The organism is Enterococcus sp. 125944, assembly GCF_051909435.1.
GTDB classification, from domain to species: Bacteria; Bacillota; Bacilli; order Lactobacillales; family Enterococcaceae; genus Enterococcus_D; species Enterococcus_D gallinarum.
Map to the genome: position 1 here is coordinate 1 of NZ_JBQASY010000015.1, position 16,244 is coordinate 16,244.

At 40.0% G+C, this 16,244-nt stretch carries 12 protein-coding genes; 2 read left to right on the forward strand and 10 right to left on the reverse strand.

All coding sequences use genetic code 11. The annotated features are described in order from the left end of the window. Window positions 1-621 precede the first annotated feature (621 nt). From ACTFWY_RS12495 to dnaE, 8 genes are all read right to left on the reverse strand, one after another. A complete protein-coding gene (locus ACTFWY_RS12495; RefSeq protein ID WP_081132372.1) occupies window positions 622-2,121 on the reverse strand; it encodes a HAMP domain-containing sensor histidine kinase in 1,500 nt (499 codons plus the stop codon). A 14-nt stretch (window positions 2,122-2,135) separates the two neighbouring features. Beyond that, entirely contained in the window at window positions 2,136-2,822 is a 687-nt protein-coding gene (locus tag ACTFWY_RS12500; protein WP_003127863.1) for a response regulator transcription factor, read from the reverse strand. A 144-nt stretch (window positions 2,823-2,966) separates the two neighbouring features. After that, a complete protein-coding gene (gene gndA / locus ACTFWY_RS12505; RefSeq protein WP_138371696.1) occupies window positions 2,967-4,388 on the reverse strand; it encodes an NADP-dependent phosphogluconate dehydrogenase in 1,422 nt (473 codons plus the stop codon). A gap of 198 nt (window positions 4,389-4,586) precedes the next feature. Beyond that, window positions 4,587-4,766, reverse strand: coding sequence for a 50S ribosomal protein L32 (gene rpmF / locus ACTFWY_RS12510; protein ID WP_003127860.1), 180 nt, complete (start codon window positions 4,764-4,766; stop codon window positions 4,587-4,589). A 56-nt stretch (window positions 4,767-4,822) separates the two neighbouring features. Then, window positions 4,823-5,383 (reverse strand): YceD family protein, encoded by a 561-nt coding sequence (locus tag ACTFWY_RS12515; RefSeq protein WP_005472104.1) that lies wholly within the window; start codon window positions 5,381-5,383, stop codon window positions 4,823-4,825. Between the two features lie 197 nt (window positions 5,384-5,580). Continuing rightward, window positions 5,581-7,365 (reverse strand): pyruvate kinase, encoded by a 1,785-nt coding sequence (gene pyk, locus ACTFWY_RS12520; RefSeq protein ID WP_005472102.1) that lies wholly within the window; start codon window positions 7,363-7,365, stop codon window positions 5,581-5,583. Window positions 7,366-7,449: 84 nt separating this feature from the next. After that, the gene (gene pfkA / locus ACTFWY_RS12525; RefSeq protein ID WP_003127857.1) at window positions 7,450-8,412 is read right to left on the reverse strand and encodes a 6-phosphofructokinase; all 963 of its coding nucleotides are present in this window, start codon (window positions 8,410-8,412) and stop codon (window positions 7,450-7,452) included. Window positions 8,413-8,580: 168 nt separating this feature from the next. Beyond that, a complete protein-coding gene (dnaE, locus tag ACTFWY_RS12530) occupies window positions 8,581-11,889 on the reverse strand; it encodes a DNA polymerase III subunit alpha (RefSeq protein ID WP_156248093.1) in 3,309 nt (1,102 codons plus the stop codon). Window positions 11,890-12,038: 149 nt separating this feature from the next. On the opposite strand from dnaE, the gene ACTFWY_RS12535 reads away from it, so the two are divergent. Next, the gene (locus tag ACTFWY_RS12535; protein WP_003127855.1) at window positions 12,039-12,221 is read left to right on the forward strand and encodes a YjzD family protein; all 183 of its coding nucleotides are present in this window, start codon (window positions 12,039-12,041) and stop codon (window positions 12,219-12,221) included. A 47-nt stretch (window positions 12,222-12,268) separates the two neighbouring features. Here the strand turns inward: ACTFWY_RS12535 and ACTFWY_RS12540 are convergent, their stop codons facing one another. Further along, a complete protein-coding gene (locus tag ACTFWY_RS12540; RefSeq protein ID WP_439927053.1) occupies window positions 12,269-13,471 on the reverse strand; it encodes a multidrug efflux MFS transporter in 1,203 nt (400 codons plus the stop codon). Window positions 13,472-13,710: 239 nt separating this feature from the next. Beyond that, window positions 13,711-15,150: an NCS2 family permease gene (locus tag ACTFWY_RS12545; protein ID WP_439927051.1), complete on the reverse strand. Its 1,440-nt coding sequence runs from the start codon at window positions 15,148-15,150 to the stop codon at window positions 13,711-13,713. Window positions 15,151-15,417: 267 nt separating this feature from the next. On the opposite strand from ACTFWY_RS12545, the gene ACTFWY_RS12550 reads away from it, so the two are divergent. Further along, window positions 15,418-16,221, forward strand: coding sequence for a Cof-type HAD-IIB family hydrolase (locus ACTFWY_RS12550; RefSeq protein WP_003127852.1), 804 nt, complete (start codon window positions 15,418-15,420; stop codon window positions 16,219-16,221). The last annotated feature ends 23 nt before the right edge of the window (window positions 16,222-16,244 follow it).

Below are 16,244 nucleotides of genomic sequence, written 5' to 3' on the forward strand. Positions count from 1 at the left end.
CCCTACACATTGGTTCGTTTGCTTGCTTTGTTCAGTTTTCAAAGGTCTACTGCGCTGCGTTAGCAACTTTTAAATCATATCAGATCAACAAGTGAATGTCAACTCTTTTTTTAAAAGTTTTTTCAAGCGATTGTTATTTAATCACTCTTTATCTCTCAGCGACTTTTATATCTTATCATCTCGAAAGCTTTGTGTCAACAACTTTTTTGAAAGTTTTTTCTAACTTTTTAAGTTTTTTTACCTAATGCTTTCTGACGACTTTGTTATAATAACATCTGTCTTGATCTTCGTCAACATTTATTTTGAAAAAATATTTGAAAGATTTAAACAGTGACTATCACAAAGACAAATACTAATATAGCAATTCTACTGCGAAAAATCAACAAAAAACAAAGCTTTTTCTCAACATTTTTTTTAGCCGAATCTTTCTTCTATTCTTTATCTCATCGTTCGCTTTTATAGCAATAATTGCGTTTTATAACTATTCGTGTTCCTCAATCGTTCCTGTTTATATGAACAAGCAGAAACGCTGTCCATTAAGTAAGATCCCTTATAAAGAAAAAACCAGCTGATTGTCGCTAACCTACAACAACCAGCTGGTTTCTTCGCAGAGGATCTGCGCTATTTCAAAACATCCTTACTAGATTGAACCACAGGAATATATATTCTAAAAATCGTTCCTTGCCCAATCACACTTTCTGCAGTAATGCGCCCTTTATAACTTTCCAATAATTGCTTAGCAATGGATAGTCCTAACCCATTTCCCCCTTTGGTTCTTGCTCTCGCCTTATCCACTCGATAAAATCGATTGAAAATTTTATCCAAGTCATCTTTGCTGATTCCTTCACCAAAATCCTGAATTGCAATCTCAAACGTTTGTCGATCAGAAGAAATAGATAAATGGACCTCTTTGCGATCTGTGGAGTACTTGACGGCATTATCTAAGATGATAATAATAATTTGTTCGAAATGATTCCGATAAATTTTTAAAGTCAATTCGTGGTAAAGATCATCATCCAATGTGAAAACAAATTCCGGGTAAAGAATTTTAAAATTATTAAATACTTGGTATACGACTTCTTTGGCTTTTGTCGTTTCATTCGCATAGTGGACATCTACTTGCTCAGCTCTGGAAAGGTCGAGCATTTCCTGCACAAGTGTCTTCATTCGACTGATTTCTTGCATGCTGGCTGCAAGCGATTCATCTAATACTTCTGGATCGTCCTTGCCCCAGCGCTGCAACAGGCTCATATGTCCTTCAATGATTGCCACTGGCGTCCGTAATTCATGAGAAACGTCCTCTACAAACCGTTCTTGCTGCTCGATATATAGCCGCATACGGTCGAGCATCTCATTAAAGATGTCTGCCAAATCAGATAATTCATCATTTGTATTCAGTTCAGGCATATGCACGGTCGATTGGGGATTCTTTCGAACGGTTTCCATTGTATCCCGCAAAACTTTCAGTGGCTGCAAGAAATAAGCAGATAAGAAAAAACCTAAAACGCTACTGAGAATCAAGGAAACGACTTCAAGTATGATTAGCGTTAACAAGAGCTTACTGCGAATTTCATAAAATGAGGTCAGTTCATAAAATGTCTGAGCATAACCAATTTTTTCTCTCGTTTCTTTTGAGTAGATTGGCTGGATCGACAAAAAGCCTGTAATATTGTCCAATGTCACGATCGTGGGCGGCTTTCGCTGCACATCGATCAGAGAAAGATTATTTTCATGGGTTTTGAAAATCAATTCCTGATTCAGATTATAAACAAATAAGCTCAAAGGAGACTGGCCTAACTCGGAAATAAACGAGTCGATCTTCATTAAGTTCCCATCAATTGTTGAAGTTCGGTCGTAGATGCTCGTATCACCACTATCGTTCTTAGTTAAATTGCGATAGGTACGCACCAATGTCAATTCTTGGTCTGAATTGGCTAACCTAGAAGCTACTTCCGACATCGTACGCTCCACGTTATTTTCTTCTTTAGCCACAAGCAGGTTGATAGACGTTTTGTAAGTGATGACTGCAAAAATTGTAAAAACAACAAATATAAAGAAAGAACTTGCGAAGGCCCACTTCACAGTCAAAGAAGGCCCCTTCAGTTCTTTTAGTTTTTTCATTCTTTTTTTTAAGCTCACGAACGCATCACGTATCCTGTCCCCCGAACAGTTTGGATATAGCTTTCTTCTCCAGGTACGTCGATCTTATTCCGTAGATAACGAATATACACATCGACTACGTTTGTTTCTACTTCTGTTTCATAACCCCAAACTTTGTTCAGCAGAACATCACGGGCTAAGACGACATTGACGTTCTCCATCAAAGTAAGAAGCAACTCGTACTCACGCTTCGTCAATTCAATGACATCACTGCCTCGACGCACCACACGGTTTTCTTTCTCGATGGTTAAATCACGATAAGTGATCGTCGTTTGTTTGGCAACATTTTTGTCTCCTTCAATGTCGATTCGACGTAACAGCGCACGCAAACGAGCTAGTAGCTCTTCAATCGCAAAGGGTTTCACAATATAATCGTCTGCTCCGTGATCTAGCCCTGAGACCCGATCGATCACTGAATCTCTTGCTGTCATCATAATGATTGGCGTATTTTTGGTCTGGCGCACACGACGGCAAACTTCTAATCCGTTTAGTTCTGGTAGCATCAAATCAAGTAAGATGGCATCCCATTCATTGTTCAACGCTGCATCCAATCCAGTTCTGCCATTATAATGTACTTCGGTATTATAGCCTTCATGCTTTAATTCTAATTCCACGAATCGAGCTAAGTTCTTTTCATCTTCAATGATTAGAATATTACTCATTAGTTAGAGCTCCTTTATCGGTTATTCTGCATATAGTTAGACACTATCTGCTTTATTTTATCATGTATCTAAAAAATAAAAAAGAGATTGACCGAAAGTTCTCACTGTTCGGTCATTCTCTTAATTTGTTCTCAATTGTTCGACTTATTCTTCCTCATACCAAGAGTAGTGGTAAATTCCTTCTTTGTCCGTACGTTCATACGTATGGGCACCGAAATAATCCCGCTGCGCTTGGATCAAGTTTGCAGGCAAACGATCTGAGCGATAAGAATCAAAATAAGCAATTGCTGAAGAGAATGTTGGGACTGGTACGCCAGCTTGGACTGCCAATGCTACGACGTCACGAACGGATTGTTGATAGCGTTTTGTGATTTCCTTGAAATAGTCATCAAGCAATAAGTTTTCGATATCCGTATCTTTTTCATAAGCATCGGTGATTTTTTGCAAGAATTGCGCACGAATGATACAACCTGCACGCCAGATTTTAGCAATTTCACCAAATGGCAGTTGCCAATCATACTCTTTTGATGCGGTCCGTAATTGCGCAAAACCTTGTGCATAGCTCATGATTTTGCTGAAATACAATGCTTCCCGAATTTTCTCAACAAATTCTTGTTTGTCTCCTGTAAATTCGAATCCTTCAGGTTTTGGTAAGACTTGGCTAGCATTCACTCGTTCTTCTTTATAAGCAGAAATATAACGCGCAAAAACAGACTCTGTGATCAACGGTAGTGGAACACCAAGATCTAATGCACTTTGACTCGTCCATTTCCCCGTTCCTTTGTTGCCGGCAGCATCTAAAATCACATCAACGATTGGTTTCCCAGTACCTAAATCGTCTTTGCGTGTTAAGATGTCTGCTGTGATTTCGATCAAGTAGCTATCTAATTCGCCTTTATTCCATTCAGAGAAGATCTCCGCCATTTCAGAAACAGATAGCCCTAGAATTTTTTGCATCAAATCATAGGATTCAGCAATTAGCTGCATATCTCCATACTCGATACCATTGTGAACCATTTTTACATAGTGTCCTGCACCATTTGGTCCAATGTAGGTAACACAAGGAGTGCCATCTTCTGCTTTTGCTGAGATTTGTTCCAAAATAGGAGCCACTAACTCATACGCTTCTTTTTGTCCGCCAGGCATGATTGACGGGCCTTTCAATGCGCCTTCTTCTCCACCAGAAACTCCGGTACCGATAAAGTTGATACCAGAATTTGCTAATTCTTCATTACGACGGATTGTATCTTTGAAGAATGTGTTTCCTCCATCGATCAAGATGTCCCCTTTTTCAAGATGAGGCAATAATTCTTGGATGGTTGCGTCTGTCGCAAAACCCGCTTTGACCATCAAAAGAATGCGTCGTGGTCTTTCGATCGATTGTACGAACTCTTCAATCGTATAGGTTGCTTTAAAGTTTTTATCTGGATGTTCTTTTACTACTTCTTCTGTTTTAGATCCTGTACGGTTGAATAGGGCAACTGAATAACCGCGGCTTTCAATGTTCAACGCTAAGTTTTTTCCCATGACTGCCATACCGACAACGCCGATTTGTTGTTTTGTCATCACTCATCCTCCTAAGATTCAGTTATCTGTTTCATTATAGCGCAAAAGATAGTTGTTTTGAACTATTCTCTTTCAAAGAGTAAGAATTATTTCAGAAAAGTTCTAGTTTTCATGAAACTAATCTGAAACAAAAAGAAAAATCCTAAGGCTCCATGGTTAGCCTTAGGATTTTGAAATCCATTTTTCTGTAAAAAAGGATTATGCTTCTTTTGTTGCTACATCTTTTCCATCGTAATGACCACAGTTTGAGCATACATGGTGGCTTTTTTTCATTTCACCACAGTTTGCACATTCGTTCAAACCGTTGATTGTCAATTTGTAATGAGTACGACGTTTTGCTTTTTTCGCTTTAGAAGTTCTTCTTGCTGGTACTGCCATTTTGCTACACCTCCTTGTAAATGAAAGCAACCTTGAGGCTGCAATTTATTCCAATCCTACGCGTTATCATCTTCTGAATCATTGAACAGTTCCGATAATTTTGCAAGACGAGGATCAATTTGTTGGGCTTGCGCTTCTTTTTGGTTTGCATAGTCTTCTTCTGATAAAACAGCCCAGTCATTTCCTGACGGCATTTCTGTGCTATTTTTCTCTTCCTCAGTAAGGACTTGCATGGGAATCGCAAGTAATAGGTTATCAGCAACTGAATCATCCAAACTGATCGTCTGACCTTCAATGATCAAGACATCTTCTTCTGGAATCATTTCATCTCGCCGCTGAAATTGCTCTGGTGTCATGAAGAGTTCATCCACTGTAAAATCCATTGGCAAAGCAACTGGAGTCAATGAGCGTGTTGAAGGTAACGTGATGGTTGTCTCCACTCGATAATGTAGGAGATATTCATGTTTTCCAACAGACATCATGCCAGTGATTTTCACAGGAGACAAATCAATGATCTGTCCATCGCGTTTTATCAATTGATTTTTTAAGTTCAACGTTTCGTCGAACATTAGTGGTGTCTCTTGGTATTTTTTTAATTCCAATAAAGACCATTTCATTTTTATCACCCCTAAGCAACAAAAGCAATTATACAGGGGTTATTTCCCTTTGTCAATGAAATTTTCTTGACACCTTTTTCATTTCTACAGCTGTAATTTTACGCACAAAAAAGTGATTGCTTTTAGAGAAAAAAACAACAGACTCGCTACTTATGCACGAGCCTGTTGCCTCCATTAATCAATCTTTCGAAAGAAGATTAGATAGCTGTTGTTTCTCCACGGTAGACGATTCCACGACGAGAATCCACAGTAATCAATTCACCATCTTTGATCGTTGTTGTGGCATCTTTTGCCCCAACGATCACTGGAAGGTCTTTCGCAATGCCGACAACTGCTGCATGAGAAGTCAAACCGCCGTCTTCAACAACAAGTGCTGCTGCTTTCTCGATTGCAGGCATATATTCTTTATCTGTTGTTGGAACAACTAAGATCATGCCATCTTTTGCTTTAGCAATTGCTTCTTCTGCACTGTTGGCTACAACGGCATTAGAAACGATTGATTTTTCACCGATTCCTTGTGCTTCAAGCAATTTAGAACCGATCATTTGAATTTTCATCACGTTCGTTGTTCCACGTTCTCCAACTGGCACACCAGCAGTGATCAAAATCAAATCGCCTTCTTTGGCAAAACCAAGATCCACAGCTTGTTTAGCTGCTAATTCGAACATTTCGTCAGTTGTTGAAGGTTTTTCAGCAACTGTTGGATAAACACCCCAGTTTAACATCAAACCACGTTTTGTACGTTCGTCGAAAGTTACTGCCAAGATATCTGCATCTGGACGATATTTTGAAATCATTTTCGCAGTATAGCCAGATTCAGTTGCAGCAACGATTGTTTTTACGCCAAGATTTTTAGCTGCACGTGCCACAGAAAGACCAATTGTTTCTGTTACATCAGTTTTATCAAATTGGTTGATTTGGAAAGTACTCATTTCTGCTAAAGCATTTTCTGCTTCGATATCGATACGAGCCATCGTTGCAACAGCTTGTACAGGATAGTCTCCGTTTGCTGATTCTCCAGATAACATGGTTGCATCTGTTCCGTCAAAGACTGCATTGGCAACGTCAGAAGCTTCTGCGCGTGTTGGACGAGGATTTTGTTGCATTGATTCTAACATTTGAGTTGCAGTGATAACTGATTTACCTACCGCATTACATTTTTTGATGATTCGTTTTTGAACCATTGGTACTTCTTCTGCTGGAATCTCAACACCCATGTCTCCACGAGCAACCATGATACCGTCAGAAACTTTGATGATTTCATCAATGTTGTCGATACCTTCTTGAGATTCGATTTTAGAGAAGATTTGTACATGAGTCATGTTCTTTTCTTCAAGAATTTCACGAATTTCTAAAACGTCTTGAGCTTTACGTACGAATGAAGCTGCGATGAAGTCGATATCATTGTCTAATCCAAAACGAATATCGTCAGCATCTTTTTCAGTAATACCAGGCAAGCTGATTGATACGCCAGGTGCATTGACCCCTTTACGAGAACCCAACATTCCTGCATTTTTAACAACAACAACTAATTCACGTGCTGCTTCGTCTTTTTCGATGATCTCCATATCGATCAAACCATCATCAAATAAGATATGGCCGCCTACATATACATCATCAAATAATCCAGGATAGGTCACTGCAATCTTTTCTTTTGTTCCTTTGTGTTCTGGGTCCATTGAGATACGTGTTTGGTCACCAACGTTGAATTGGATATAGCCGGCACGACCATAATCTGCTTCAGTTGTGTCTTGAACGGTTGTACGGATTTCTGCTCCTTTAGTATCTAAAAGAATCCCTACATCTTTACCAGTTTTCTTGACCGCTTCACGCACCATTGTCATACGTCCTAATTGTTCTTCATGATCTCCATGAGAAAAATTGAAACGGAAGACATTTGCACCGGCTTCGATCAGTTCAGAAATAATTTCTACACTATTACTTGCTGGTCCTAATGTGCTGACGATTTTTGTTTTTTTCATTACTAAACGCTCCTATTCATTTATTTAAAATAGCTTAATAAGCTTTTTTTACAAAATTACTGTTGCGTTTCATACTTCCTAAACTTAAAAGGAAATTTCCTTGTTCAAGTCGTATAAAGAAATATCTGGTTTGTGACGATTGTTTTCAAGCGTTTCGATGATATCTGCAGCAACCATCTGGTTGTTTTCGATACCGATGCACAATCCGCCTTTGCCTTGTTGAAGCAACTCAACTGCGTAAGCACCAAATTTACTTGCTAGAACGCGGTCTCTTGCGCTTGGTGATCCGCCACGAACAACGTGTCCTAAAATCGATACCCGCGTGTGGAAATCGCCATATTCAGATAATTTATCAGCAAATTCGTTTCCGCCCATCACGCCTTCTGCTAAGACGATCAAGCAGTGTTTCTTACCGCGGTCCCGTCCTTCACGAATTCGGTTCGCAACAACGGCCATATCAAAGTCATGTTCTGGGATGATGATCTCATCTGCCCCACCGGCAACTCCTGACCAAAGCGCAATGTCACCTGCACCACGACCCATTACTTCGATTACGAATGTCCGGACGTGAGAAGTTGCAGTGTCACGAATTCGGTCGATTGATTCCAATACTGTATTGATTGCTGTATCAAAACCGATAGTAAAGTCCGTCCCAGGAATATCATTGTCAATCGTTCCTGGAATACCGATCGCCGGAAAACCATGGCGTGTTAGAGCCATCGCACCATGATAAGAGCCGTCGCCACCAATAACGACCAACCCTTCAATACCGAATTTTTTCAGTTGTTCAATCCCTTTCAACTGACCTTCCTGTGTCGCAAATTCAGGATAGCGCGCAGAGTACAAGAATGTACCGCCTCGTTGGATCTTGTCACCTACATCTGCCACATCAAGACGGCGAATATCTCCAGCTACCAAACCAGCATAGCCGTAATTGATTCCATATACTTCCAGCCCATCAAAGATAGCCTTTCTTACAACTGCCCGAACCGCTGCGTTCATCCCCGGCGCATCGCCGCCACTGGTTAGAATTCCAATGCGTTTCATTATCCATTCACCTCATTAGTAGATTTGTTTAGGGAATTGGAACTCCCTTATTTGATACTTTTCAAGTAATAACCACGAGTAGTATTTTACCATTATTCCAGAGAAATGTCTTGAAATAGTGGGAAAAAGTTGAAAAAAGTGTAAGTAAAATTTAACGTTTTCGGAAAATTACTTGAAAACAACATTTTCCTCTCCCAACAAGTGCCCAAGCTTTCTTTCCACTTCTTCGTCTTTTTTTAGCCAGTTCTCTTCCGTCAGCAACACTTTTTTCCCGTTGCTTTCATAGAACAACACCACAGGAACCCGGCCTCGATGCTTTCTCAGCAACTGCGACAATTCTTGCAAATGGTTCGTCTCAACATCACGTGTGATCTTCAGATAACACGTTTGATCTGTTAGCTGTGCTTGCGCTTTTTCAGCTAGCTCTATTTTATCAGCAATCAGTTGTATTTCACCATTGTAACGACTTACTTCCACTTTTCCTTCAACATACAAGACGGCGTTTTCTGCAACGTCAGATCGTATGTGACGATACAATGTGGGAAAAACAGTGATTGAGACTTCTTTACTAGCATCTGTTCCTTCAAGAAACGCCATTTGCTCTCCTTTTTTTGTACGGATTTCTCGAATTTGACGCACATAAAATAGTATCCGGACACGTTCGTTGGGAACTAAGTCAGCGATTGCTATCGTCTGCTTCAACTGTTGCAGCTTCTGATATTGTTGGACAGGATGACCTGATAAATAAACCCCTAGATATTCTTCTTCCAACGCTAACTTTTGCTCTAAGTCATAATCAGCGACTTCGGCTTCTTTGAGAGCCATTGTCTCTAACAAATCGAGACTGCCGCCACTATAGGTGATATTTTGGATTTTCCCTTCTAATTGGATAAGTGCTTGCTTCCGATTAGTGACCAATTCATCAAACGCACCAATACTTAACAACGGACGGATATAATCTTCTTTCAGCCATTTGTTATTCTTTTGATGCAAGCGCAACAGGAATTGATCTAAGGAGGAGAATGTCCCATTCTCCTTTCGTTCATCTAAAATATCTTGAATCAGGTCTCTACGTATTCCTTTAACACTGCTAAAGCCAAAACGAATCTGTTTTTCCGATTGAAGATAGAAACTATAGCCACTCTTGTTGATGGACGGCGGTAAGATTGCTACACCATACCGAGTCGCTTCATTCAAATATTCTTTTAATTTACCTGGATTATTCCTAACCGAGTGCAATAATGCAGCAAAAAATGGTCCTGGATAATGTACCTTTAAATACGCCATTTGGAAGCCGATAAATGAGTAGGCAAACGCATGAGAACGATTGAACCCGTAATTGGCAAAACGCTCAATATAATCGTAAACTTCTTCTGCTTTCTCCGCGGAAAAATGGTTGGCTACGGCTCCTTCAACAAAATGGCGCCGTTCTTCATCTAGGACGTCTTTTTTCTTTTTGCTGATGGCTCGCCGCAAGATATCTGCTTGACCAAGAGAAAAGCCTGCCATTTTAGAAGCAACTTGCATGATTTGTTCTTGATAAACAATGATTCCATAAGTATTTTGTAAAATCGGCACTAAAGCAGCATCCGGATAAACGACTTTTTCCTGTCCTTTTTTCCGTCGAATAAACGTATCGATATTTTGCATAGGTCCTGGCCGATACAACGCATTAACGGCTGCGATATCTTCGATACTTTCAGGTCCAAGTTTTCGCAAAACATTTCTGATCCCCGCTGACTCAAACTGAAAGATCCCGGCAGTATCGCCTTGCTGAAATAGTCGCAGCACAGCTGGGTCATTTAAAGGAATAGCTTTCTGGGTAACTGTTTCATTTGTAACTCGCTTGATCCCTCTTAAAGTATTGTCAATAATTGAAAGATTCCGTAATCCTAAAAAATCCATTTTTAACAATCCCACTGTTTCCACATCATTCATTGTGAACTGAGTCAAGAGGATCTCATCACTTCCTTGTTGAAGGGGGACTAGATCCAAGAGATTCTTGTCGCTGATCACCACACCAGCTGCATGGGTGGAAACATGTCGAGGCAATCCTTCCAGTACCTTAGCCACTGCAAACATCGTTTCATTTCGTTCATTGAAGGTAGCCAGTTCTCGTAATTGATTGGATTGTTCATAAGCTAAAGCCAATGTCATTTTTAATGCGTTAGGAATGGCTTTTGACCAGCGATTGGCTTCGCTTTGTGACAAACCAAACACTCGTGAAACATCCCGCAGCACCATTTTGGCCGCCATCGTTCCAAAAGTAGCAATTTGCGCCATGTACTCCTGACCATATTTTTGACGGACATAATGCAAAATCTCATCACGTCTGTTATCAGGTATATCTAAATCGATATCGGGCATAGTATAGCGTTCGGGATTCAAGAAACGCTCAAACAGCAAGTCATATTCAATTGGATCGACATCGGTGATGGCTAATACGAAAGCTACTAATGAACCTGCTGCTGAGCCCCGCCCTGCGCCGGTAACAATTTCGTTCTTGTGAGCAAAATCCATCACATCCCAAATGATCAAAAAGTAATCGTCAAATCCCATTGTATGAATAACGGATAGTTCATAATCCAAACGCTGACGGTAAATATCTGTGACCTGCGTAATACGTTCAGACAACTTTTCAAAACACAGTTTTCTAAGAAAATCAGCCGCATTTTCCCCTTCTTCTAAAGGGAAATGCGGGAGCAAACGTTGATGGAGAGGAATCGTCAGAGTACATTCTTCTGCAATTCGCTGATTATTTACCAATGCTTCTGAATTTTCTCCAAATGCCTGAATCAGTTCCGCAGGCTGTTCTAAATAATACGTTTCGGAAGATTGTTCCTTCGCTTTACGAAAATCTTCGATCTGAGTACCGTTCTTAATATGTTCCATGACTTGAACAGCAAATAGTTCTGCTTGTTCCAATGCTGCTACGGGTTGATAAGCGCACAGCTCAAGACCATGCTGTTGAAACCACTCTCTTTCTGGCGTTGCCGCTGCTTTTTGAACACCCAGGAAAAGACTCTTTTGATCAAAACGAGCGACAAAGTCTGTCAATGCTCGAGAAAGCTGTGCCAAGTCTTCCGATTGATCTGGAGAGAAACCTTGCCCTTGCGGCAAAATACCAAACAGATCTGGTAACGTTAAGTATTCAGATAGATCCAAGTGACCGTTGATCATTTTCTCACTGGAAAGGCGCATCAATAATCGGTAGCCTGATAGATTCTTTGCAAAAAGATACAATGGAAAACGCATAGTGGACGTGCCAAACGTGCAATCGAATAATACACCAATCACAGGTTTGATTCCGGCATTTTGGCATTGCTGATAAAATTCTAAGGCTCCATATAACACATTGTGATCTGCCAGCCCCAAAACTTTATAACCAGCTTTTTTGGCAGCAGCAATATAACGAGGAATTTTGATCGTACTTTGAAGTAAGGAATACGCGCTTAAGGTTGTCAATTGATGATACATAGAAAATCCCTCCGAAAATGATAATTCCGTTTGTTTCTGCTTTATTTCTAATTTGAAAAGAATAAATGAAAATGTGAAAATCTTTACATTGAAATTTTTTGTGATAAACTAAAGTCGAAAAGCAAGATACGCAGAAAAGAGGTGTCGTCATGCGCTACTTAGCAACATTATTTTGGACATTTATCTTAGGCCAAGTTGTCGGCTATCTAGGCAGCTCACTAGCGGGAGCTACTTATGATTTCCAATTGACCTCAATCATCTCTTTGGTAGCAGGTGTACTAATTATCCTTCTTGGTTTGATTGCACCTTCGCCAAAAAAGACAAGTCATTAATAGAAGAAAAACCAGTTACCTTCATTGTAACTGGTTTTTTTTTCTTTTCAACTGAGATCGTGCTTATGAAAATTTTTACGGAAATTAAATGTAGAAAGACAAATATTCAAAAAGACAAACGCACTGGTTACCCAAAACACGGCTGGGTAGCCAAAACTATGGGCAACGGTTGAACCGACCATTGGACCAAGCACTTGTCCAAAGTTAGAAAACATTTGGTTGTAACTATAAATTCGACTAACACCTTCCATTGGGGTGATTTTACTGATCAACGTATTGATCGATGGCATTAACGCACCAGTAGAGAAGCCCAAAAGAAAGCGTAGAACGCCCAATTGGAATGGTGACGTAACAAAGCCCATTGGAATAAAGCAAAGGAATGAAAGCAGTAGTCCTCCTAATAACACTTTATGATTTCCGTAGCGGTCCCCTACTTTACCTAATATTGGCGAAGAAATAATAGCTGAAACACCGGCAATCGATACGATCAACCCGCTGACAAATAAAAGGTTTCCTGTATTGCCGCTTAGATCACGGATATATAAAGTCAAAATTGGACTAATACTTGTTACACCAAGTTGCAGGATCAATGAAGTAATAAATAAGCCAATCAATAGTTGTAGGTTTTTGATTTGTCCAAAAATTTCTTTGACAGATAGAAGGTCCCTTTTTTCAACAGGTGCGAAATCTTCTTGAACCAAAAAGATCGTTAGCAGCAATGTGATCAAAAGAACGACCCCTGTGATGATAAATACATTCTTCATACCAAACCACTGTGCTAAAGCACCACCCATAGAAGGCCCGATCAAGTTTCCGGCGATAGCTCCGGTTGCTAATGTTCCTAGTGCCCAGCCGCTCTTTTCTTTCGGGGCTTGAGAAGCAATCAATGCTGTCGCATTTGGAATATAACCCGAAAGGATCCCCGTAAAGAAGCGCATAATCAATAGCCAGTAGACATTCGGTACAAAGGCTAATGAGCCCATGGTGACTGTCATACCAGCAGCCGCCCGAATCATCATCAATCTGCGACCTTTCTGATCTGCTAAATTTCCCCAAACCGGCGCAATGATTGCAGCTGCAAACGCAGTCACTGAGATTGCCAGACCTGAAAACAGCTCGATTTGGCTTTTTGGCGCCCCCAACTCTTCAATATATAGCGGAATAAACGGCATAACTAAACTAAAACTTGCACCAGTAAAAAAACAGCCAATCCAAGAAATTAGGAGATTTCGTTTCCAATCAATTTTCATGTCAAAACCCTCTTTCTCTTAAACTATACCGCATTTTTTAAAATAGTAAAATTAAAAAAGACAGAAGATTGTGTGATCTGTCTGCAAAATAAAACTATCCCCACTACAACTGATTTCGCCTTCTTTGTTCTTTACAGCCCACATAAAGCAGCTCATCGACCAAAGAAAGAATCCGTTATAGTTTGGATAGTTCATTGTCAAAAGCACGACCAGAAATCAGTGCTCTTTATTGATTGGTACTAGCTGATCACAGCTAAAATAATGAAGTTCAAAATAAAGAGAATATTTACGACCCACAAAATTGGAGATACTTCGCGGAATTTTCCTTTTACGACTTTAACGATTGCGTAAAAGATAAAACCAGCTGCGATTCCATAAGAAATGCTGTAACAAAGTCCCATAAAGATCGAAGCAAAGAATGCTGGAACTGCTTCTTCAAGATCCGACCAATTGATATCCGCAAATGAAGCGAGCATCATCACACCGACTAAAATCAATGCCGGCGCTGTTGCTTGAGCAGGGACCACGGAAATCAATGGTGAAAAGAAACTACTAATGGCAAACAAAGCTGCTACTACCACTGAAGTCAATCCTGTTCGTCCCCCAGCACCGATCCCGGCAGCTGATTCAACATAAGTAGTGGTATTAGATGTTCCAAAGATCGCACCGATCGAAGTTGCAATTGCATCGGCAAAAAGGGCTTTGTCCATCTTTGTATTGAACCCTTTACTATCTTCCAACGCTTCTTCGTCTTTTTGAGAAAAGATTCCAGTACGGCGCCCTGTTCCAATAAATGTGCCGATAGTATCAAATGTATCTGAAAGACTAAAGGCAATAATCGTCATGATCACTTGAGGAATTTTAGCAGAATCACTAAACAATGAACCCATTCCCTCTGGGCCAAACGTAGCGCCAAAAGTTGTTCCAAGTTCATTAATTGAACTTCCCAAAGAGTTTCCTTGCCAATCAATCGTGCTTAAATCGACCACACCCATCAAAATACCAATGATCGTTGTCCCTAAGATACCGATAATAATTGCTCCTCGGACGTTTTTAACCACTAATAACGTTGTTAAAACCAAGCCAATGATTGCCAAGATAACTGGTGCATTATTAAAGTTAGCGAGTGCCGGCACGATGCCTCCATTAAATGAAGCACTAACAATCGTATCACCATCAACAGTTGATCCAGTAACTGCTGCAGTATCCGCGCTGAAACTTAATAGATTGGCATTTTTCAACCCAACGTAAGCAACGAAGATCCCAATCCCACCACCGATGGCATGTTGCATGCTCTCTGGAATGGCATGAATAATCAATTTACGAATTTTAGTGATCGTGATCAAAATATTGATCACACCACAGATAAAGACCATAGCTAATGCTTGTTGCCAAGAATAGCCTAACCCAAAGACAACTGTAAAGGTAAAGAAGGCATTCAATCCCATTCCTGGTGCTTGCGCATACGGTACGTTTGCAAAGAGACCCATGACCAGCGTTCCAATGACAGAGGCAATGATGGTTGCCAGAAAGACTGCTTGAAAAGGCATACCAGATGCGGAAAGAATCGAAGGATTAACAAAAAGAATGTAGCTCATTGCAAAGAAGGTGGTTACCCCAGCCATCACTTCTGTTGAAACAGTTGTTTTATTTTCTTTTAATTTGAAAAACTTTTCCATGTAAATCGTTCACTCCTACAAGATTAGTTAGTGTTTCTGAAAAGAAAAGAATAATTGCACTTTCCATCGAACAATTACAAATTATAGGCGAATCCCCCCTATTCCACAATAAAAAAATTAACAAAAACCAAATATTTTATCCGAACGTTCGTGTTTTATCGAGAAGCTGATTTTTTCCAGAAACTTACCATCCCCCTTTCATCTCTTGTGAAATCAGTAAAATGTGTTACACTTAAACAACTAGAAAAAGAGAATGGAGCGAGTTGAGTGAACAAAAAATTAATTGCCATCGATCTAGACGGCACTACTTTAAATACAGAGTCCCAAATTTCAAAGCGGACATTTGATGTTTTGACACGAGCAACGAAAGCTGGACATTATGTGACCATCGCAACCGGTCGTCCTTTTCGAATGAGTGATCAGTTTTATCGTCAATTAGCCCTAAAAACACCTATGATCAATTTTAATGGAGGTTTGGTACACAAACCTCGTCAAGTATGGGCAAATGAAACAGAATTCTCTGTGTCAAAAGAAATCGCTTTTGAACTAATGGCTCAAAAAGAGAACCTGAACTTAGATTTTGTTGCTGCAGAAAATCGGGAAACCTTTTTTATCGATCAACTTGAAGGCTTTGATCAGCGTTTCTTTTCTTCCGATAGTATTACTGAAGAAAACTTATTGAAGAACATGAAATCTGATCCGACTTCTTTATTGGTCAAAACACAAAATGAATTCGCTGAGTCTGTTGCTCTACGAATCAACGATCAATTCAATGACACGGTTGATGTCCGTACATGGGGCGGTCCTCATGCAATTTTGGAGATTGTTCCAAAAGGGGTCCATAAAGCATTAGGTCTATCAGTGATTTCCGATTATCTGAAGATTGATCCCAAAAATATTATTGCCTTTGGCGATGAACACAATGATCTAGAAATGTTGGAATATGCCGGCTGGGGTGTGGCTATGGCAAATGGAACCGCACAATTAAAATCTATTGCCAATGATGTAACGGATAAAACCAATGCCGAGGACGGCTTAGCTGACTACTTGGAAAATTTATTAGCCCTATAAAAAGACAAAAAGAAACACGAGGA

Bases quoted from the DNA above. Each gene is read 5' to 3' on its own strand.
- ACTFWY_RS12500 (WP_003127863.1), bottom strand. From the start codon at position 2,822: ATGAGTAATATTCTAATCATTGAAGATGAAAAGAACTTAGCTCGATTC.
- ACTFWY_RS12515 (WP_005472104.1), bottom strand. From the start codon at position 5,383: ATGAAATGGTCTTTATTGGAATTAAAAAAATACCAAGAGACACCACTA.
- ACTFWY_RS12535 (WP_003127855.1), top strand. From the start codon at position 12,039: ATGCGCTACTTAGCAACATTATTTTGGACATTTATCTTAGGCCAAGTT.
- ACTFWY_RS12495 (WP_081132372.1), bottom strand. From the start codon at position 2,121: ATGAAAAAACTAAAAGAACTGAAGGGGCCTTCTTTGACTGTGAAGTGG.
- gndA (WP_138371696.1), bottom strand. From the start codon at position 4,388: ATGACAAAACAACAAATCGGCGTTGTCGGTATGGCAGTCATGGGAAAA.
- ACTFWY_RS12545 (WP_439927051.1), bottom strand. From the start codon at position 15,150: ATGGAAAAGTTTTTCAAATTAAAAGAAAATAAAACAACTGTTTCAACA.
- ACTFWY_RS12540 (WP_439927053.1), bottom strand. From the start codon at position 13,471: ATGAAAATTGATTGGAAACGAAATCTCCTAATTTCTTGGATTGGCTGT.
- pfkA (WP_003127857.1), bottom strand. From the start codon at position 8,412: ATGAAACGCATTGGAATTCTAACCAGTGGCGGCGATGCGCCGGGGATG.
- dnaE (WP_156248093.1), bottom strand. From the start codon at position 11,889: ATGTATCATCAATTGACAACCTTAAGCGCGTATTCCTTACTTCAAAGT.
- rpmF (WP_003127860.1), bottom strand. From the start codon at position 4,766: ATGGCAGTACCAGCAAGAAGAACTTCTAAAGCGAAAAAAGCAAAACGT.
- pyk (WP_005472102.1), bottom strand. From the start codon at position 7,365: ATGAAAAAAACAAAAATCGTCAGCACATTAGGACCAGCAAGTAATAGT.